Source organism: Acinetobacter radioresistens DSM 6976 = NBRC 102413 = CIP 103788, assembly GCF_006757745.1.
In the GTDB taxonomy this organism is placed as follows: Bacteria; Pseudomonadota; Gammaproteobacteria; order Pseudomonadales; family Moraxellaceae; genus Acinetobacter; species Acinetobacter radioresistens.
The window spans coordinates 1,388,315-1,408,137 of the sequence record NZ_AP019740.1 but is presented as its reverse complement, the minus strand read 5'-3'; the positions used below and the strand labels follow the sequence as shown (position 1 = coordinate 1,408,137).

The 19,823-nt window shown below is 36.2% G+C and carries 16 protein-coding genes and 1 pseudogene; 13 read left to right on the top strand and 4 right to left on the bottom strand.

Translation table 11 applies throughout. The annotated features are described in order from the left end of the window. Positions 1–53: 53 nt before the first annotated feature. Both ACRAD_RS06555 and ACRAD_RS16610 read right to left on the bottom strand, forming a co-directional pair. Positions 54–1,349 carry a DcaP family trimeric outer membrane transporter gene (locus ACRAD_RS06555; protein WP_005025854.1) on the bottom strand — a complete coding sequence of 432 codons (1,296 nt, stop codon included), beginning with the start codon at positions 1,347–1,349 and terminating at the stop codon, positions 54–56. A gap of 668 nt (positions 1,350–2,017) precedes the next feature. Continuing rightward, positions 2,018–2,353 carry a hypothetical protein gene (locus ACRAD_RS16610; RefSeq protein ID WP_005025852.1) on the bottom strand — a complete coding sequence of 112 codons (336 nt, stop codon included), beginning with the start codon at positions 2,351–2,353 and terminating at the stop codon, positions 2,018–2,020. A 551-nt stretch (positions 2,354–2,904) separates the two neighbouring features. Between ACRAD_RS16610 and ACRAD_RS06545 the strand changes: the two genes are divergently transcribed. Together ACRAD_RS06545 and ACRAD_RS06540 are read left to right on the top strand one after the other, a co-directional pair. Further along, a complete protein-coding gene (locus ACRAD_RS06545) occupies positions 2,905–3,354 on the top strand; it encodes a hypothetical protein (RefSeq protein WP_227548697.1) in 450 nt (149 codons plus the stop codon). Positions 3,355–3,595: 241 nt separating this feature from the next. After that, complete coding sequence (locus ACRAD_RS06540; RefSeq protein WP_005025848.1) at positions 3,596–5,458, top strand: non-contractile tail sheath protein; 1,863 nt, start codon at positions 3,596–3,598, stop codon at positions 5,456–5,458. A gap of 57 nt (positions 5,459–5,515) precedes the next feature. Here ACRAD_RS06540 and ACRAD_RS06535 read toward each other — a convergent pair whose 3' ends face one another. Continuing rightward, entirely contained in the window at positions 5,516–6,007 is a 492-nt protein-coding gene (locus ACRAD_RS06535) for a Dps family protein (RefSeq protein ID WP_005014349.1), read from the bottom strand. Between the two features lie 300 nt (positions 6,008–6,307). On the opposite strand from ACRAD_RS06535, the gene ACRAD_RS06530 reads away from it, so the two are divergent. From ACRAD_RS06530 to ACRAD_RS06485, 9 genes and pseudogenes are all read left to right on the top strand, one after another. Further along, positions 6,308–6,616, top strand: coding sequence for an ArsR/SmtB family transcription factor (locus ACRAD_RS06530; RefSeq protein ID WP_005025845.1), 309 nt, complete (start codon positions 6,308–6,310; stop codon positions 6,614–6,616). A gap of 120 nt (positions 6,617–6,736) precedes the next feature. Continuing rightward, the gene (locus ACRAD_RS06525; protein WP_005025844.1) at positions 6,737–8,479 is read left to right on the top strand and encodes a SulP family inorganic anion transporter; all 1,743 of its coding nucleotides are present in this window, start codon (positions 6,737–6,739) and stop codon (positions 8,477–8,479) included. Positions 8,480–8,670: 191 nt separating this feature from the next. Then, complete coding sequence (gene sstT, locus ACRAD_RS06520; RefSeq protein ID WP_005025842.1) at positions 8,671–9,864, top strand: serine/threonine transporter SstT; 1,194 nt, start codon at positions 8,671–8,673, stop codon at positions 9,862–9,864. Between the two features lie 34 nt (positions 9,865–9,898). After that, on the top strand, positions 9,899–10,585 hold the full coding sequence (locus tag ACRAD_RS06515) for a YoaK family protein (protein WP_005025840.1): 687 nt from the start codon (positions 9,899–9,901) through the stop codon (positions 10,583–10,585). A 6-nt stretch (positions 10,586–10,591) separates the two neighbouring features. Continuing rightward, the gene (locus ACRAD_RS06510) at positions 10,592–11,128 is read left to right on the top strand and encodes a DUF2058 domain-containing protein (RefSeq protein WP_005025838.1); all 537 of its coding nucleotides are present in this window, start codon (positions 10,592–10,594) and stop codon (positions 11,126–11,128) included. 101 nt (positions 11,129–11,229) lie between these two features. Beyond that, entirely contained in the window at positions 11,230–12,516 is a 1,287-nt protein-coding gene (locus ACRAD_RS06505; protein WP_005025836.1) for a mechanosensitive ion channel family protein, read from the top strand. Positions 12,517–13,407: 891 nt separating this feature from the next. After that, positions 13,408–14,353: pseudogene (locus ACRAD_RS06495) on the top strand (GGDEF domain-containing protein). Between the two features lie 136 nt (positions 14,354–14,489). Next, positions 14,490–15,530 carry an IS481 family transposase gene (locus ACRAD_RS06490; RefSeq protein WP_005025828.1) on the top strand — a complete coding sequence of 347 codons (1,041 nt, stop codon included), beginning with the start codon at positions 14,490–14,492 and terminating at the stop codon, positions 15,528–15,530. A 270-nt stretch (positions 15,531–15,800) separates the two neighbouring features. After that, the gene (locus ACRAD_RS06485) at positions 15,801–17,372 is read left to right on the top strand and encodes a sensor domain-containing diguanylate cyclase (protein WP_017401124.1); all 1,572 of its coding nucleotides are present in this window, start codon (positions 15,801–15,803) and stop codon (positions 17,370–17,372) included. Positions 17,373–17,623: 251 nt separating this feature from the next. Here ACRAD_RS06485 and ACRAD_RS06480 read toward each other — a convergent pair whose 3' ends face one another. Then, complete coding sequence (locus ACRAD_RS06480) at positions 17,624–18,046, bottom strand: DUF6438 domain-containing protein (protein WP_010700138.1); 423 nt, start codon at positions 18,044–18,046, stop codon at positions 17,624–17,626. Between the two features lie 453 nt (positions 18,047–18,499). Between ACRAD_RS06480 and ACRAD_RS06475 the strand changes: the two genes are divergently transcribed. Then, positions 18,500–18,751: an NADPH-dependent 7-cyano-7-deazaguanine reductase gene (locus ACRAD_RS06475; RefSeq protein ID WP_227548696.1), complete on the top strand. Its 252-nt coding sequence runs from the start codon at positions 18,500–18,502 to the stop codon at positions 18,749–18,751. An 18-nt stretch (positions 18,752–18,769) separates the two neighbouring features. Beyond that, positions 18,770–19,705 carry a sensor domain-containing diguanylate cyclase gene (locus tag ACRAD_RS06470; RefSeq protein WP_005014382.1) on the top strand — a complete coding sequence of 312 codons (936 nt, stop codon included), beginning with the start codon at positions 18,770–18,772 and terminating at the stop codon, positions 19,703–19,705. Positions 19,706–19,823: the final 118 nt, after the last annotated feature.

The following is a 19,823-nucleotide window of genomic DNA, read 5'->3' as shown; positions in this document are numbered from 1 at the left end:
GGCTTTTTTAAATAAATTAATGTAAATAGTTGTTAAATCTGGTTTTTATCTATTTAAAAGTCATAAATAGCCATCATATTGAAACGATTATCTACGCCGGTCCGATTATTGAAAGTTTCACGCTCTCCATAAACATATTCCACTCCAAAAGTTACCGGCTTATAAGGGTTATACATGGCATTAATCCATCCCTGCCAGAGTTGCTTGTTCTGAGATGCATCGTCATATTTCAAGCGTGAAAATTCATTGTCATCTTGAGCTTTCATATAGCCATAACCTAAAGTTGATCTGATTTTAGGCGTAAAACGATGGGTAATACCGGCAGCAATTACATCGAACTCATTACTGTGCATATTATTATTTTCATCAATTGCATATCCGCTGTTACTCCATAATACGAAGCGTCCATCCCCTTTTACATGATAATAATCTGCCTTTAATAAAGTCTCTGGGGTAATCTGATATTTCCCGCCTAAGCCAATACCCCAAGCCAGCTGTTCATCTTCACCGGTTTTTTTCTCTGCAATAAAGCTACGGCCGGAAATCGTTGAGCCATCAGCAAACTTATGGTTCAAACGTCCGACAAGGGCTGGCATACGCATTCTGTTAGCCGGATCAGTCGCTTCAGTATATTTCGGGTCTTCTATACTGATGGCATAATTAGTATTTTCAGAAAGCTGATCACTATAACGAATTAATGGAGAACGCTGTAAGGCTCCTCCCACAAATGTTGCTGCGTCTACAGTATCTGGTATGTATTCTGGTGCAACAAAGGTCGACCAAGTCTGACCAACTAGCCATTTATCATAAGTTAAGTACGCATGACGTATACGGAACTGGTCTCGGGTTGAACCTCCGAAAAAGTCCATTTCGAGTTTACCGCCAATATCACCAATAGAGGTGGGTGTCTTAAAGTTCAGGCCTAGGCGTGTCACATTAACGGTAGTTCTCAAGCGATCTTTTTGATTAGTTGCTTCTACTGTATCTTTAAGCGGTACTCCACTAATATTGTTATACATGGTTGCCGCGCCTTCCGTCTGGTAAGAAGCGTCAGCACGAATATAACCATAAAGATTCACTTCAGCTCCGGAAGGCAATATATTTGTTTTAACAGATTGGGATGTATTTAAAGGGGTAGTTTTGACCTGAGGTGTCACATCACTCTGGGGCTTAAGAGTTACAGCAGGCTGTTGTAGTGAGGCATTTAGTAAAGTTCGCAGCTCTTTTACTTCCTGACGTAATTGTTCTATTTCTGTTGTGTTCTCTCCTGCATGTGCTAGCGACATGACTGCCATGCTACTTACAGCAAGTACCAAATGTTTTGACCGTAAATTAATAAGTTTATCCATAACTTTAATATCCATATTACTAAAGATTTGCTGAGTATTCAGATCTAATTGTTATTGTTCAGCTTTCTAGATAAAATTTTTAAATAACTCTAATAAGATATTTAGAAATTTAAAAAGCTGAAATATAAAAACTATTTTTAATTTTCTACTAAAGCTTGTTTAAATTTTTGGCTGGCATCACTTTGTAGATGCCAGACACTACTCTTCACCTTCATCCCTTTCATGCTATTGTCCCCTTTTCTATTAAATTTTATAAATTATTTGCTTACAGAACTTAACGAAAAAGGAAATTCATTTCAATCTGTATTAGAGAACTGATTATTCTATATATTTCTTAATGCACCTAAAAATAGAATATATATTTCATTTTAAATATATTTTTCAATTTTAAAGAAATAAAAATAAAATATTTTGTTACATTTACAGTGGTTTCTAAGATGGAATTTATGAATCTTAATTCATTTTATGCTTGAATTTTAAAATTATTTTTGTTTGTCTGTTGTCAAATTTAGATATTGTCTGATGTGGATGATTTAATTTTACTTAGGCTAAATTGTTTAGAAATAAGTTCTATAATATAAAGCGCCTGCTATTTTTCAGCACGTAAATGAAGAAGTACTCCAAATACATCTCTGTAGCAAAAGTCATTTTATACAGTTTCAAATTAGTCAGTGCTTCAGCAGGTTCAAATCCTGAAAGCCAAAAGTTTGGGCCTGCTGTATTTTATTAGCAGGAATTTTAAATACTACAATTTTACCGTCTGATGCACCGCAGAGAGAAATCCGTATCTGACCGTCATCAGTAATATAAGAAGAGAGGACTTTAATCTGGTTTTGAACTAACTGCTGCTTCATCGCTACGATATTCTTCGTCCTGTCAATTTGTTCACATTGTCTGGAACCTAAAGATTTATATACTTCAGCTGTTTGGTACTCTGATTCTGGTATTGTTGAGCATGCTCCCAAACTTAACCCAATCCAAATTATGCTTGTCATTCTCTTCATGATTGAATATTCCTTTATTTGATATGTTTCAAAATAACGCAAGTGACTTGATCTATCGTGAAAATCAGTATTAGACTAAATTCAAATCAACAAGTTTTAAAAATCAAAGTTAACTTTGATAAACAGTTAATTATATAAAATATATATATTTAATTTTTAGAAGTAGTCATAGATATATCACCTTATTTCTTTATATGCTTATTGTTTTAATTTATAAATGAAAATGGATCCTTGTCCTTAACTTTCTGTATAAGCTCCCTGCCCCTTCTTGTAACAAGTATTAATCTCTGTGAAAAAATAATGACTTAATATTTTTAGCCTTATTATCAAAATGTTAAAAATTTTTATGTATTAGATACACAAAAATTATTCAATTCTCGTGCAAAAAGTATCTTTTTTTACCATAATACAACAGTTTTTTTAATCTGATTTATTTCTAAAGATATATCGCCATGATCCGGACTTATTTTTTACGCTGGGAAAAACATCTCTCAAGTACTGTTACAGGTAACATTACCCGTATTGGTTTGCTGTCTATCGCTTATAGTCTCATGCCAGTTACGCTGGTCAGCATGGGAATGTCTGGAGAAAAAGGTGACCTGACTTATGAGCTTGCATTCTTTTTACTTATGAATGTATGGTTTATTTTTGCTTTAATTACTCTTTTCGATACGCTTTGCCGCTTAAAAGCAAAAGTAAAAGTAAATATGAGCAGCTGGTTCGATTTAGCTTATATGACTTTAACGCCTATAGGTATGTGGCTATTCCTTTTTATATTCAGGGCAGATCAAGTTCCACACATTTATCTGGCCAATACATTTGCTATTTTTGCTATTGCATCATTCTTCATGGATAAATATGCAAAGTATTTTATTAATATAGAAAGACGCGACAGTTTTGTTCCTAAACCAGAAGTGGTTCAAAATATAAAGCATAAGTTTACGGGACTAGCTGTCTTATTTATGATTATTTCTTTGAGTATTCAATTTTTTCTAATTTAATATGCCTATTGAATCTATTTTAAAGCCCATAATTTAAAAAATTATGGGCTTTCATTATAATTACATGATATATATTCTGATTTATGCTCAATTATAAGTATCAATTACATTCTTATCTTACAAAATCAAAGAATTAAAACGGGTTTTTTTATAATACCTCTTTAGTATCTAAATACGACTTCCAAAAATCTGAAAAATATACTCTGGAAAACCGTCTTAATTTATTAAAAGGGTGCCGGTTATGCAAAATGCTTTTCCCTATCAGAAAATACCCCCTCAACTTTCATGGGCAACTCAAACCCTGCCACGTTTTCATCCTCATTATTGGCGGGTAGAAGGCCCAGATACAGCATCGTTTAGTCTTACCAATTACAGAAACGGTTTTGAAGTACTATTCAAACCCCGCCTCAGTAGTGATCTTATAGGTATTATCTGGGAGTCTGAGGATCATAAAGATCATCAGTTTTTAAGTTATGAAACACTATATGACTACAGTGGTGTGGTCTGGGATTTTGATATAGAAGTTTCTACATACATGCCTATGATCAATAATGAACAGATGGCACTTACGCTAGCAGTATACTATCTGGAAAATGGAATTGAACAAATAGCATATATTCCGCTTTTCAATTATGCAGATCAGCCTGTGTCCAGACAGGCTCATATCCAGATTGACTGGGATACTGTAAAAGCAGGTTTTAATGCGACCATTCCTTTTCCAGTCAATCATATCCAGCGTATTGTATTGAATGTGGTAGCAAGCAGTTATAATCCTGCGACTTTGCCTTATCCACTGCCTGATCCTGAACTTTGTTATGTCAGAATCACCAACTCTACAGTTCAAGGAACTCACACACAATTAGAACTTAAACAGATAGTAGTATCTGCACATCATAAAGGTATATGTACCAGTTATGATGATCATTATGATTTAAATCCTCAACGTATAGTCGATAATATTGTGGCGCTTGGTTATCGGGGACTACTTAATCATTATTGCGGAATGTCACGTTATCCAGACATGTACTGGGACACACAAGTAAATAGATGGCAGATTCCTGATACACTTGCTACACGTGTAAATGTAGTTAATCCATGTGCGTTAAAATGGCATCAGGTTTATGCTAAAGCATTGCATGAAGCAGCCTTTGCTCCTGTTTTCAGCTTAAGCTTTGAAATGTACTCTCTTGCTGCCAACGAATATTGGGCACAAAGAGACATTCATGACAATCTGGGTAAAACGGCTTATGAGCCACCCAGCTATTTTTTCAGTCCTAGCAATATAAATGCTATGGCATATTTACAAAAAGGTTTTCTGGAATTCGCTGAAACTATGCAGATAGGCGGCTGCCAGGTCAATATGCAGATTGGAGAACCTTGGTGGTGGTATAATCCTGCAACCAACTTACCCTGCATATATGATTACTCTACCCGATTAGCCTTTAACCAAGATACAGGCCTATATGCACCAGATTTAGGAGACATTTTTCAATCAGTCTACCAGACTGGTACACCTTATGAAGAATTCAGACAGTGGCTACGAATAAAGCTAGGTCAGACATGTCAGGATATCCGCACTGTTCTCAAAAAGAATTATCCAGATGCGCAGTTTTGTCCCTTATTATTCTTACCTGCTATACGTACTCAGCAGCCCACTCTGTTAACCAGTATCAACTATCCACAGGAATACTATAGGTACCCTAATTTTGACTACATTATAGTCGAAGCTTATGACTGGATTTTAGAAAATAACCTGGAACAAGCCCACCGTACAATTATGGAAGTTGCCTTAGATGAATTAGCATATCCTAGTGACAAAACAGCTTATCTGGCAGGTTTTGTACCACCAGAGAATTTGACATATCTTTATGGTTTCAATAATAAGGAACCTTACCATAGGGCTATCTGGCAAAGGATTTTAGGAGATATGCAGAACAATGAAACTTTTGGGTTAATGAAACAGTTAATCTGGGCATATCCACAAGTTATGGCTCATTCCCTTACAATTGATATCAAAAATGCACCAGATGGCTTTTTTTTGGCAGAACAATATTATTCTGCAATAAATGATAATACGCCCTACCCGCCTGAAATTTACTTATAAGTTAAAGCCAGAACCAAACCTGCTCAAATAGAGCGGGTTTGGCTCTAAAAAACTTTTTTACTGTAGCAGGCTACGCAGCATCCAGGCAGTTTTTTCATGCACATCAATACGCTGGGTTAATACATCAGCAGTTGGCTGGTCATTTACTTCATCTACGACAGGAAAAAGTTCACGTGCAGTGCGTGCAGTTGCCTCTTGAGCATTGACCAGATAACGGATCATTTCCTCAGCAGTAGGCACACCCTCTACTTCTTTAATTGTAGCGAGGTCATTAAACTGTTTATAGGTGCCGGGCGCAGGAAATCCAAGAGCACGAATACGTTCAGCAATAATATCAAGCGCATTCCATTGTTCTGTATACTGCTCCATAAACATTGCGTGCAGACTACTGAACATTGGGCCCGTAACATTCCAATGAAAGTTGTGCGTCATCAGATATAGAGTATAGCTATCTGCTAAAAGACGGGATAGTCCCTCAACAATTTTCTTGCGGCCTTCAGTGGAAATCCCGATATTAATTTCAATTTCATTAGTCTGGTTCTTAGCCATTTTTTACTCCAGATTATAGCTTTTTGAATGGTTTACCATATTTGTTATACCTGAGCAGCTTATGAGGTAGTAGCATTCTTAAGTAAAAAGATTTATTAATATGTTTATTTTTACACGCTGAATTGATTTTAAAAAAGAAAAAGTATATTTTTCAAATTAAAAACTTGGATTTATATATACCATGTATCAGTTTTACTGATTAACTTCTTCATCAAAAGCCATGAATTATTCTTCTTAATTAATCTTTATTTTCTCTTAGTACATTTATACTATGGCGCACTCAATTTAACGGATTTGATTATGCAACCTGCTCTCCAAATCGATGTCATGCGCGATTCTGCTGACACCGTCGTGAGTATACTAAAATCGCTGGCCAATACAGATCGCCTATTAATCTTGTGCCATTTAGCTCAAGAAGAATTAAACGTTTCTGAAATTGAGGAAAAAACTCAAATTACTCAGCCTACCTTATCTCAACAGCTGATGATGTTACGTAAGAGTGATGTAGTTATCACACGGCGTCAGGGAAAGCAGATTTTTTATTCAATTAAAGATCAGAAACTAACCCAAGTTTTACATACACTTTATGACCTCTATTGTCCAAAATAATAATAAAATTCTATATATTCAGTAAATTAATAGCAGTTTATTAAGTAACACTTTTAAAGGCAGCGACTTTTTATCACTTTTTATGCATAATATATGAAAAAATGTGATTTAGGCTATTATATGGCTATGCGTCGTTTATCTATACCCACTCTTTTTCCGGCATGGCAATGGCTGAGTAGATATAACGGACCAAAATTTAGATCAGATTTACTGGCAGCATTAATTGTTATTGCAATGCTGGTACCACAAGGTATGGCCTATGCCATGGTCGCCGGTCTGCCTCCTGTAATGGGGTTATACGCCAGTATCCTGCCCATGATTATTTATGCCATGGTCGGTGGCAGTCCAACGCTTTCAATTGGTCCAGTTGCTATTATCTCCATGATGGTCTTTGGCACCCTTGCCCCGCTATACGAAGTAGGTTCGCCAGTTTATATTGAAGCAGCTTGTCTGCTAGCGCTACTCACCGGCTTTATTTCTTTACTTTTAGGTATATTCCGTTTTGGTTTTCTAATTCAGCTGATTAGTCATCCGGTTATAAAAAGTTTTATTATTGCTTCAGCTCTGCTTATTGCATTAAGCCAATTTAAATTTCTTTTTGATATTCCCTTACAAACCAATAATGTTCCAGAATTCTTGGTATCTTTTTGGCAGTATGTACGTTATAGCAACTTTGCTACTCTGGCGCTTGGAATCACTGCTGTATTGTTTCTGGTATATATTCCTGCCTTTTTAAACTCAGCCTTTATAAAAACCAGAGCAGGTTCACTGATTTTTCTGATTCGTGCCTTACCCCTCATTCTGGTTATAGTTTCGATTGGACTGATGTATTTTCTGAACTTGCAGCAGGCAGGCATTAAAACTGTAGGAGAAATTCCTTCAAGTTTCCCCCCTATTGCTATACCACACTGGAACATGCAAATGGTAATTGATTTGCTTCCTGGTGCTGCTCTTATTGCAATGATCAGCTTTGTAGAGTCTCTTTCAATTGCACAGGCCACTGCATTGCAGCAGCGTAGTAACCTGAACAGTAATCAGGAACTTATCGCACTTGGCTTGGCGAATATTAGTGCCGGAGTCACCTCTGCCTTTCCCGTAACAGGAAGTTTGTCACGTACAGTTGTAAATGCCGATGCTGGTGCACGCACTCCAATGGCTGGCGTACTCTCTTCACTGTTTATTATTGTGGTTAGTATGTATTTTACCGGGTTCCTGCGAGATTTACCGCTGGCTATCCTGGCTGCAACCATTATTGTTTCTATCTGGAAGCTGGTTGAATTTAAACCATTTCTTGAAACTTGGCGTTATTCTAAGGCAGATGGCATCGCAATGTGGATTACATTTTTCAGTGTTATTTGCATTGATATCTCTACCGGTCTGATAATCGGAATTATCTCTACATTTATTTTAATGCTTTGGCGAATTAGCCGTCCTCATATTGCAGTGATTGGGTTGGTTAAAGGAACACAACATTTCCGTAATATTTCACGGCATCAGGTTATAACCAGCCCCAAAATCTTTTCGATCCGTATTGATGAAAACCTGAGCTTTTTAAATGCGAATACCTTAAAAGGCTATATCATTACTGAAGTAAGTAAAAATGCCCAGCTTGAGCATGTCATTATTAACTGCTCAAGCATTAGCGCTATCGACTTAAGTGCACTGGAAATGCTTGAGGAAATAAATGCAGAGCTCGCTAAACTTCATATTCAGCTGCATTTTTCAGAAATCAAAGGCCCTGTTATGGATAAGCTTAAAGACTCCCCCTTATTGCAGCATTTAAATGGCCAGGTTTTTTTCTCTCACTTTCAGGCAATGCAGAACTTGGCACCAGAGCTTTTTTTGCCTGAAATGCCCCATTAAAATTTAAATATTAACAATGCAAGTGATCTATGGATATTCAAATGTAATAAAAGTATTTAGCTTTTATTATATTTATATCATTCGAAAGACCATGGACGGGTCAGTAAAAATTAATTTCAAGCTTTATGTATTTTATGTATAAAATAGCCGGCTTGTACTTTTGGCCCTTATAGGTCTCATAAGGCTTTCCTATGTTCTCATACTTATTTCGCTTAAGCCTGGTTACTCAAATTGTCATTGCCATTATTCTGGGCATGCTGGTAACCTGGCTTTTTCCTCAAGCAGCTCCCTATCTCAGCTTACTGGGTGATCTTTTTATTAAGGCACTTAAGTCAGTGGCCCCGATTCTGGTTTTTGTTTTAGTTATGGCTTCCATTGCCAATTTCAAACTGGGTCAGACTGCACATATCAGACCTATTTTAATGATGTATATGGTTGGTATGCTTCTAGCTGCATTTAGTGCTGTCTTTGCCAGTCTAATGTTTCCAAGTACATTGTTCCTGGATGTGCCAAGTCAGCTCGAAGTACAGGCTCCAGGGGGGTTGGGAGAGATACTGAAAAACCTGTTATTGAGCTTTATTGCCAATCCAGTTGTGGCGCTGAGTGAAGCGAACTTTATTGGAATTCTAGCGTGGTCTGTCATATTGGGGCTAGCGTTTCGACACGCGTCTGAGACTTCACGTGTGGTACTGACTGATGTTTCCAATGCCATTAGTAAAGTGATCGCAATTGTAATCCGCTTTGCTCCATTGGGTATATTCGGTTTGGTTGCTGCAACTTTCGCTGATGCTGGCTTAAAAACGCTGGAAAGTTATGCACAGCTTTTAGCAGTGCTGCTTGGCACTATGCTTTTTGTTGCCCTTATCATTAATCCTTTGCTGGTTGCAGTTGTTACCCGCAGTAACCCTTATCCGCTAGTCTTAACATGCTTACGCGAAAGTGCCATTACTGCTTTCTTTACCCGTAGTTCCGCTGCTAATATTCCGGTTAACCTCGACCTGGCACGACGTTTGGGTGTAAATGAAGCAACTGCCAGTGTATCTATTCCCTTGGGTGCTACTATCAATATGGCAGGTGCGGCGGTCACTATTACTGTGCTAACACTCGCGACTGTACATACTTTAGGCATACCGGTCAGCATTTCAACCATGTTAATCCTTTCCGTGGTTGCTACAGTATCGGCCTGTGGAGCTTCTGGGGTTGCTGGCGGTTCATTGCTACTGATTCCTGTGGCCTGCGGCCTGTTCGGTATTTCATCTGAAATTGCTATGCAGGTGGTTGCAATCGGAATGGTGATCAGTGTGCTTCAGGACTCGACTGAAACTGCATTAAATTCATCAACTGATGTACTATTTACTGCTGCTGCTGACCGTGGAATGCGTTAATCTATTGAAAGGACAATAATTCGCGAGTGTAGCGATGCCTTTTCAAAAACTGCCTGCATGGATTCAAATAGGTGCTTTTTTACTGGCAATCAATGCGGGCATGATTAATGTACTTGGACTGGTGACTGTCTTGCATCAGTCTGTCTCACATATGACCGGTAATATTAGTATGCTGGCCATGAGCCTGATTAATTGGGAACCCTCTAGTGTTCTGTACCTGATATTGGTGGTCCTTTGCTATGTTACCGGTTCATTTTATAGTGGCCTGATTCTTGGAAATAGTCACTTTCAGCTTGGACGCCGTTATGGTTTGCCACTTAGTCTGGTTGCGCTATTCATTTTCCTGTGCTGGATATTGTTACCCTATTTCCCACGATATGCTTTATTGTGGGCCTGTGTTGCAATGGGCGTGCAAAATGCAATGGTTAGCCATTATAAAGGTACAATCATTCGCACTACCCACTTATCAGGGGTATTAACTGATCTTGGGCTGGCGCTAGGTTATTGCCTACGTGGCCTGAGCGTTGGAAAGCGTCGTATTATTCTTCATTTACTTATTCTCTTCGGCTTTTTAATCGGTGGTATTGTTGCCAGTCTGATTTATCCTTATCTAAAATTACAGTCATTTCTCGTACCGGCAGTTTTGAGTTTATTGCTCAGCATCATCTACTGGTCTATATACTTTCGTCATAAGTCTACACAGCATTCAAGCTGGGAGTAATCAAACATGGTTAAAAATGCACTACAGGCCCAACTTTTAAAAGCCGGCTTGGTAGATAATAAAAAAGCAAAAAAGCTGAGCAAACAGGCACAGCATGAACAGCGTACCGGTCAAAGTGACGAGGCTGCACTCAAGGCAAAAATTGAGCAAGAAAAACAGGAAAAGTTAGCTAAAGATCAGGCTCTAAATCAGGAAAAACAGCGTCAGCTTGAAGAAAAAACTTTAAAAGCCAATATTGTCCAAATGATCTCTCATCATAAGATCAAGGAAACTGACGGCGATATAACTTATCAGTTTATCGATGAAGGCAAAATCAAAAAAGTCTATATCTCACAACAGGTTTATAATGCACTGGTTTCAGGCAGTTTAATGATTGCACGAGATAATGGCAGCTATGCCTATTTACCAAAAGCCTTGGCAGAAAAAATTGATGCGCGCATGGAAGGGTTTATTTTACATAATAGTACGCAGGCCAATGATCAATCAACTGATGAAGAAGATCCATATGCAGCATATGTTATTCCTGATGATTTAATGTGGTAAAACACCTCTTCTTGAGGTAATACTATAAAGTTTCAATTTGCTAATAAAACGTATATAAAAAGTTGTTTATAGCCTGTTTCAAGCAATAAACTTTTACAATCATGCAATTAATCATAATTGTAGGGGTAAATGGCTTGGAACAGCTGGCTTTTATACAAAATATTCAGGACTGGTCAGATCAGTTTCCTTGGTTAGAGATGTTGACATCATTAGGCATTCTTATTCTGCTAGCCGCTCTGGCTAACTTTATTGCCAAACAGGTCGTAGTAAGAGGCCTACGTAAACTCATCAGCAAGATGAAGTTTGCCAATAGCAGTATTTTCGCTGAACATAGTGTAATTCGTCGCATAGCTAATATTGTTCCGGCTATCGTCATTATGAATGGCATCACTACGGTTCCACATCTTTCACTCAAGCTTGTAACTTTTGTACAAATGGGAGCACAGGCTTTTATTTTCCTTACATTAGCGCTGGCTTTGAGCGAACTTCTTAATATTTTTAACCTGATTTATCAGCGCAATCCAAAATCAAAAAATAAGCCTATTAAAGGATACTTGCAGCTGGTTAAATTAATGCTGTATATCGTCTGTGCTTTAATGATTTTAGGTACTTTCCTGAAGAAAGATGTGTTTACCCTGCTAGCAGGCTTTGGTGCTATGGCGACTGTGCTGATGCTGGTTTTTCAAAATACTATTCTTTCGCTGGTGGCCAGTGTACAAATTTCTTCTTATGATATGGTACGTATCGGAGACTGGATTGAGATGCCATCATTAAATGCGGATGGCGATGTCATTGATATGTCATTACATACGGTCACAGTACAAAATTTTGACAAGACCTTTACGACTATTCCCACCAATAAACTGATTACTGATACTTTTAAAAACTGGCGTGGTATGAGCAATGCCGGTGTAAGACGTATCAAACGTGCTATTTACATTGACCAAAGCACAGTGCATTTTATGACGAATGAAGAGCAGCAAAAGCTAAAGGACTTTTTGCTTCTTGACCAGTATTTGAATATTAAAGAAAGTGAAATTCAAAAATTTAACCAGCAGCTTGGCAATCAGGCTATTTATAATCAGCGTCGCTTGACAAACTTAGGTACATTTCGTGCTTATATAGAGTTTTATTTAAAACAGCATCCAGGTATTGCTCAGCATCAGACAATTATGGTGCGTCAATTACAACCTACCAGTGAAGGACTTCCCCTTGAGATTTATGCATTTAGTAATACAACTTCATGGGTAGATTATGAAGCCATTCAGTCAGATATTTTTGACCACCTGATTGCCATTATTGGAGAATTTGGACTACAGGTTTATCAAGCCCCTTCTGGGCAAGACTGGAAAGTCTTGTCTAATGCAGAAGTTATTGAACATTCCTGATTTTTTACACACTGTATAACAGGCTTTTACAACGAAGCCTGTTATATAAGTACTTATTTTTTAAATTATAGTATTGTGAGAAGTTCATTCTATTTTACTATCTCAGGCGTTGGCTTATGCATTATTTAAACGACACTTATTAATATTAAAAATTTAAACACCAGATGAAATACTAAAGAAAATTTTATAATACTAATATTTATAAAGCTCAATTAATATACAGCCCTATTTTACCTATATAAAATTATAGAGTTAATTCAGAAAATACAATGATTAAAATACATACCGCCATTGAGCTCATTCTTCTTTTCTCTTAAAAATGATCTGTCCATTTTGATCAATTTTAGTAAATTTAAAGTTTTTTCCTGAATAAATACGGTCTGGAGAAGTATGGAAAGGTGCTGTAGACATAATATTCGCTCTTCTTTTAAGTACATGTTCATGCTGAGATTTATAAGCATAATAGAATAATCCACCAACAAATAATAAGAAAAGTGCAACTAATCTTATCCTCACAATTTTTACCTTCTCTTTAATAAATTCTGACTAATTTTGTATGATTTAATTTAATATGTATACAAAATAATAAAATATTTTTTTATTTAAATGGATTTTAAACACAATTAACCTCTTGTATTCTTATAAATTTTATATTTCATGATCATCTATTTAATATAATTAATCCTTCTCTTAAAATTAAAAATGAATTTTTACTGAAAAGCTTCTTGTATGATAAGGGCTGATAGCATAATTTTCTCTTAAGGATATAAGCTTTTAAAAGACTAAAGTTTAAGAAAAATAGTTTTCTGCAAGAATAAGTTCAACTTTGAAAGTAAGTAAGCTCTAGCTATTCATTTTGAACAGAAGCTATTAATCAGGTAAATAAAATATATGATAAATGGATTTAATTACAAAAGTTTTGAAGAGGCTGGGCAAGCTGTCCTGCACTACTTGCATGCCCATCTTGGTTTTAACCTGTGGATGATTACCCGAGTAGAAGGTAAAAACTGGATCATCTTACAGTGTGAAGATCATGGATATAATGTCAAGCAAGGCCAAGTCCTGAACTGGACCGATACGCTATGCTCGCAGATGGTGACGGAAACAGTACCCAGAATTGTACCTCGCTCTAGAGATATTCCTCTATATGCTAATGCACCTATAAACAAGCAGGTCAACATAGAAGCTTATTATTGGTCAGCCCCTGCTTAATGAAGATGGCAGCCTGTTCGGTACATTATGCGCAGTTGACCCACAACCACAACCAGAATCAATTTTACAATATGCTGAAATGATTGAGCTTTTTGCACAGTTATTAAGTTATATCTTACAAACTGAGCTACGTGAAAACGAGAAAATTCGACAACATGAAAGACTTGAAGCTGAAGCATTAAGAGATAGCTTAACTGAGCTATATAATCGTAGAGCTTAGAATAATTTGGTCAGTGCTGAAGAAGACCGTTGTAAACGGCATGGACACCCTGCTTCAATTCTCATTGTTGATCTCAATAATTTAAAAACTGTTAATGACAGTCTGGGGCATACTTCCGGCGATGAATTAATTCAAAGAACAGCCTCTGTACTTCTTGCTAGTGTAAGGCGTAAAGATATTGTGGCTCGCTTGGGTGGAGATGAATTTGGTATTTTAAGTATAGAAAATGATCAAGAAGGTGCTTTAGCTTTATTTCACCGTATTCAGGAGGCTTTTAAAGAAGCCGGAATAGATGCCGCTATTGGAGTTGCTTCGCGGCGACCTCATCATGGCCTTAACAAAGCAGCAATCGCAGCAGATAAAAATATGTTTGAGCATAAACTGTCAGGTAAAACTAAAACTTAAAAATATAAATATCTGTTTTAATTAAAAAATTTATATGTATTAGTTCAGACTTGATCGTACATTCTTCTTGAAAAAGAGAAAGTTACCCGTTTTGATAAAGGTGTCGAAATCTTAATCAAACAAAGGTAACTTTCTTATGTTGCATACTAACAATCAAATCATTAAACACAAAGTAGGTCTGCTCAATTTAGCTGAAGAGCTTCAGAATGTATCCAGAGCATGCAAAGTGATGGGTGTTTCAAGAGATACATTTTATCGCTATCAGGAATTAGTGAAGTCTGGTGATATTGACGCACTGATTAATAAGTCCCGTCGAGTACCAAATTTAAAAAACCGTGTAGATGATGCTACTGAACAGGCTGTTATTGATTTCGCAATTCAATATCCCGCATATGGTCAGCACCGTACTAGTAATGAATTACGCAAGAAGGGTGTATTCGTTTCAGGGAGTGGGGTTCGCTCTATATGGCTTCGTCATGATTTAGAAAACTTTAAGAAGCGTTTAAAAGCACTTGAGGCTAAAGTGGCACAGGATGGTATTGAATTAAATGATCACCAGGTTGCGGCACTTGAACGTAAGCATGAGGATGACGTTGCTTGTGGTGAAATCGAAACAGCTCATCCAGGCTATTTAGGCGCGCAAGACACCTTTTATGTCGGGAATCTCAAAGGTGTTGGACGAATCTATCAACAAACATTCATCGACACTTATAGCAAGGTCGTTCATTGCAAGCTCTATACAACAAAAACACCGATTACAGCGGCTGATTTACTCAATGATCGTGTGTTGCCATTCTATCAATCTCAGGACTTACCAATGCTTCGCATCCTCACAGACAGAGGTAATGAGTATTGCGGTAAGGTAGAACAACATGACTATGAGTTGTATCTGGCAGTTAATGATATTGATCACACGAAGACAAAAGCAGCTTCGCCGCAAACAAATGGTATCTGTGAGCGTTTCCATAAGACGATTTTGCAGGAGTTCTATCAAATTACGTTTAGGAAGAAGCTTTATAGCTCATTGGAAGAATTACAAGTTGATCTAGACGATTGGCTGAAATTCTATAATACTGAACGGACTCATCAAGGAAAAATGTGCTGTGGTCGTACACCACTTGAAACTTTACTTGATGGAAAACGGATTTGGGCTGAGAAAAATTTAGCTCAAATTTAACCTGACAGGCACAATAAAAAATGGGTAACTGTCAGATCAGGTTTGAGCTAGTACAATTTATAGCCAGATTTAATTTAATAACTTAACTATACTACAGTATAACTAAATAAATTACGCTCTTATATATGTGTTGGCAATATAATAAAATTTATGAGAACTGTTTTGATCCTGCCTGCCTATGGTCTAACTTATAGAAACAAAGAATAAATATTTAGTAATATTAAATACAGTAGTATGAGAGATGTACTCTACCTTAATGTCAGCTCATCTATGCTCACTTATAATTTAAAAAATTACTTTAAGCTTAATTTAAGGAAATTAATTTTAATTTTAACTATTTTAGCGGTTTCCGCCTTATTTGTTATTTCTCTCCTTATAAGCTATAGCATTCTCAAGCAGGAATTAATAGAAAACTCACTTTCAATTAATTATGAATATGCTTCTAAAATTGCTTTAAACACAGATGGTCAATTTCAGACAGCTTTGGATGAGCTCAAATATAGTGCTGAAGTTATAGGAAAGTCTTTTAACAACGAAACTGTAAGAGCATCAGAAGTTGATCGTCTTAGGAGACAATCACATCACTTCAATACTGTAGTTATATGTAACTCTAAAGGAATTATTGTTGAATATACTCCTGATTATCTAAACCTAAGCAAACAGCAGGTTCAAATGTCACTAGGAACACAAGAATCTCTGAAAAATAAGCAATCCTATGTTTCTCCTCCATATTATTCAGTTAAAAATAATTTAATTGTTTTTATCTCCCAGCCTATCTTTGACCATAACCATGTCTACAAAGGCTATGTAGGCGCAGCAATTTATCTGAAAGAAAAAAATATCATCAATGAGCTACTGACCATTCAATACAGTTATAGAAATAGTTATATGTATGTATTAGACCAGAATAATAAAATTATATTTCACCCTGATATGAAAAGAATAGGTCAAACTATAACCGGGAATACAGGGTTGAGTTATATGAATAAAAAGAAGAACGGTAAAATTCAATTAGTAAACAGTATGGGAGTAAAGAATCTGGTCGGTTTCGCGCATATTCCCACCACTAATTGGATTGTAGTCTCACAACAGCCTACAGATGAATTACTTGAACGCGCGAAATCAATTATTTCTAGAGTGTCTGCAGGAATTTTTCTTTTTTATCTCCTAATTTTTTATCTAGTATGGAAGGCCTCTACCTTTATAGCCTCTCCTCTTCATGACCTCGCCAAAATTGCCAGCTCTTTAAACCAGCCAGAAACTGAAGTGAAAATTAAGGCGATCAAACCATGGTACTACGAAGTGCAAAAATTCAAATTTTCCCTACTTTCCAGTGTAGAGAAGTTTAGTCATAAAATTGATGAAATGAATTTTCATATTAACTCTGACCCACTTACTGGCCTTTTTAATCGCAGAGGACTAGAAATCTTTATTGAGGAAATGACTCGTACCCAGACTCACTTTGCAGTTTTACTGATAGATATTGATTATTTTAAAAAGATTAATGATTCTTATGGTCATGCTCAAGGTGACAGAATTTTAAAGCAAGTGGCTCAACATATTTTAAATAACTTTAGGAAAAATGATTTATGCTGTCGTTATGGTGGTGAAGAATTTGTTGTGCTTATGCCTCAAGCTGATATAGAAAACGCATATAAAAGTGCTGAACGTTTAAGAAAGAAAATGGAAAATACCTTAACCGATGGTATCGGCCCGATAACAATTTCTATCGGTATCGCATTCTGGCCAGAAACTTCGAGAGAAGTAGCAAAAGTTTTTGAAATAGCTGATGCAAAACTTTATCAGGCTAAAATTGCAGGCCGCAATCAGGTTCATTATTAGAAATAGTACTTAGGCTATTTTTTATAAAAGGCTTTTTTAAGTCCAAGGTCTCATAATCAAATAAGATTTTTCTATGTACAGTTTTACTGCCCTATAAAACTTGAAAATAAAAAAGTATTTTTATTTTATAGACCTTGTTAATATTAAAATTTATAAAATACTAATCTTAAAAATATATATTTATTAATCTTTTATATAAATAGAACCTACATAAAAGATTAATTTTTTATAAATTTAGATTGTTTTTGTTTTTAGCGTATTAAATCATTAATTCCAAGCATTTCAGGTAATTGTTCGATAAATTGATTAAAACTTTTATCAGATGAATTCATACACCCCATATAATGGTCTAACTTTGTTTCTACTCCACTTTTATCCGTCCATACAAAACTAACCGTTTGATGATCAGTAGCTTTATTTACACAATTATAATTATTTTCTACTTTTCCTGGTGCGGGCTTATATCTGCTTAATTGACTAGAAAGCTTTTTATAGATTCCAGGGGAAACAATGATATCTTGCTCTCCGACGACTTTTGTAAACCGCTCTCCGTTAAAATGTACAGCTCCACTAGGCTGAATTGTTACAGAATATACCGGACAAGCACCAAAACAACGTGACGTAGAATAACTAATTGTTTCTTCTACAATCCTATTCTGATCTGGATAAGACACAGAAGCGCACCCTGTTAAGCAGAAAAATACAGTAGACAAAAGAAAGAATTTATTCATCATTTTATTTTTTAAAATAAAAAAATATTATTATATACAATATTCATATTTTATTCTGTATTTTTTTTATTATCTAATATAGAAAAGGAATAAATATTTTTAGATTAATAGTTTTTATTTAAAGTTTAATAATGCTTCATTATATATTTTTTTGAAATCTGTTTACCAAAAAAGTAGTCTTCATAGACAAATATTTAATTTTATGCTTTTTAGTATTTAGAATTTTTGTATATCTTTTATTAATTTTTATATTATTGAGAAGATAAAAGCATGAGATATATAAATGTTATTATAGCATTACTTTTATTAAGTTATATATGGAGTAGATCCTATGCTGTTCAAATCTCTCCAAATCAAATAGTAGCTACCCAGATGACATCTAAACAGGTTATAAATATGAATGAAGAGGAACAGGTACTCAAATTCATAGATCCTGATAATATAGTAGTCACTCTCAAAACCACAAATAATTTCGAAAATGCGGAACTTACTGATCAGAGAGGCATTGTTTATTATCTTAAGCGGGTTAAAACAAAAAATGGTATACGACTGGAAAATGGAAACACATCGATTCATTTTAACAGTGGCAGTGGAATCTTGAAAATTGGTCAAGGTCGCCCTATTAAGGTTATAGAAGTTAAATCTTGAGATATAAAGGCTGGTTATATGGGTATTTCATATTCGAAAAACTTTGAGGAAGCAGGCCAGGCTGTTTTACGTTATCTTCATGACCGCTTCGGTTTTAATCTATGGATGATTACACGGGTTGAAGGCGATGACTGGATCGTGCTGCAGAGTGAAGATCATGGCTATAATGTTCAACCTGGACAAGTTTTTCGCTGGGCAGATTCTTTCTGTTCACATATGGTCACAGGTAATGCACCAAGAATTGCACCACGTTCTGATGATATACCCTTATATCTAAACGCTCCTATCAGGAAACAGGTAGAGATTCAGGCTTATATTGGACAGCCCTTAGTAAGTGAAGATGGTCATTTATTTGGTACACTCTGTGCGATTGACCCTCACCCGCAAGCGCCTGAACTGGTTCAAGAAGCAAAACTGATCGAAGTCTTTGGAGAGCTTTTAAGCCGGATTCTACAGGCTGAACTGCGTGAAATTGAACAGGTCAGACAACGTGAGCGTCTTGAAGTAGAAGCAATGAGTGATGGTTTGACTGGTTTATATAACCGGCGGGCTTGGGATAAATTAATAAATGCAGAAGAAGAACGTTGCAAGCAATTAGGTCACCCTGCTGCTGTGGTTATGATAGACCTCAACAATCTTAAAACTGTTAATGATCATCTGGGTCATGAGGCTGGTGATGAGTTAATTCGCAAGACAGCTGTCGTATTGCGTGATAATGTACGTAATAATGATATTCTAGCCCGCTTAGGAGGTGACGAGTTCACCATACTAAGTATTGAAAATGATCATTCAGGTGCTGAATCGTTGGTTAATCGCATTACACAGGCCTTTGAAAAGGCAAAGATTAGTGCTTCAATCGGGCTGGCTATGCGTCATCCGACTTTTGGTCTATCAGCTGCTATCAGAGAAGCAGATCAACAGATGTATACACATAAGCGGCTCAGCAAGTCCTGATTTTATTAATCCGGTAAAGTTACAAGCAGATTTTTTATCCTTCAAAATCGCACCAGCTTTTCAAGTCTACCGCTAGCTAATAATTTTTTCATATCTGTTTTTCCTGTTGAATTCACAA

What these genes read in the sequence shown, in the direction of transcription:
- ACRAD_RS06540 (WP_005025848.1), top strand. Translation starts at nt 3,596, where the DNA reads ATGCAAAATGCTTTTCCCTATCAGAAAATACCCCCTCAACTTTCATGG.
- ACRAD_RS06515 (WP_005025840.1), top strand. Translation starts at nt 9,899, where the DNA reads ATGCCTTTTCAAAAACTGCCTGCATGGATTCAAATAGGTGCTTTTTTA.
- sstT (WP_005025842.1), top strand. Translation starts at nt 8,671, where the DNA reads ATGTTCTCATACTTATTTCGCTTAAGCCTGGTTACTCAAATTGTCATT.
- ACRAD_RS06535 (WP_005014349.1), bottom strand. Translation starts at nt 6,007, where the DNA reads ATGGCTAAGAACCAGACTAATGAAATTGAAATTAATATCGGGATTTCC.
- ACRAD_RS06555 (WP_005025854.1), bottom strand. Translation starts at nt 1,349, where the DNA reads ATGGATAAACTTATTAATTTACGGTCAAAACATTTGGTACTTGCTGTA.
- ACRAD_RS06475 (WP_227548696.1), top strand. Translation starts at nt 18,500, where the DNA reads ATGAATGAAGAGGAACAGGTACTCAAATTCATAGATCCTGATAATATA.
- ACRAD_RS06505 (WP_005025836.1), top strand. Translation starts at nt 11,230, where the DNA reads ATGCAATTAATCATAATTGTAGGGGTAAATGGCTTGGAACAGCTGGCT.
- ACRAD_RS06545 (WP_227548697.1), top strand. Translation starts at nt 2,905, where the DNA reads ATGCCAGTTACGCTGGTCAGCATGGGAATGTCTGGAGAAAAAGGTGAC.
- ACRAD_RS06530 (WP_005025845.1), top strand. Translation starts at nt 6,308, where the DNA reads ATGCAACCTGCTCTCCAAATCGATGTCATGCGCGATTCTGCTGACACC.
- ACRAD_RS06490 (WP_005025828.1), top strand. Translation starts at nt 14,490, where the DNA reads ATGTTGCATACTAACAATCAAATCATTAAACACAAAGTAGGTCTGCTC.
- ACRAD_RS16610 (WP_005025852.1), bottom strand. Translation starts at nt 2,353, where the DNA reads ATGAAGAGAATGACAAGCATAATTTGGATTGGGTTAAGTTTGGGAGCA.
- ACRAD_RS06485 (WP_017401124.1), top strand. Translation starts at nt 15,801, where the DNA reads ATGCTCACTTATAATTTAAAAAATTACTTTAAGCTTAATTTAAGGAAA.
- ACRAD_RS06525 (WP_005025844.1), top strand. Translation starts at nt 6,737, where the DNA reads ATGGCTATGCGTCGTTTATCTATACCCACTCTTTTTCCGGCATGGCAA.
- ACRAD_RS06510 (WP_005025838.1), top strand. Translation starts at nt 10,592, where the DNA reads ATGGTTAAAAATGCACTACAGGCCCAACTTTTAAAAGCCGGCTTGGTA.
- ACRAD_RS06470 (WP_005014382.1), top strand. Translation starts at nt 18,770, where the DNA reads ATGGGTATTTCATATTCGAAAAACTTTGAGGAAGCAGGCCAGGCTGTT.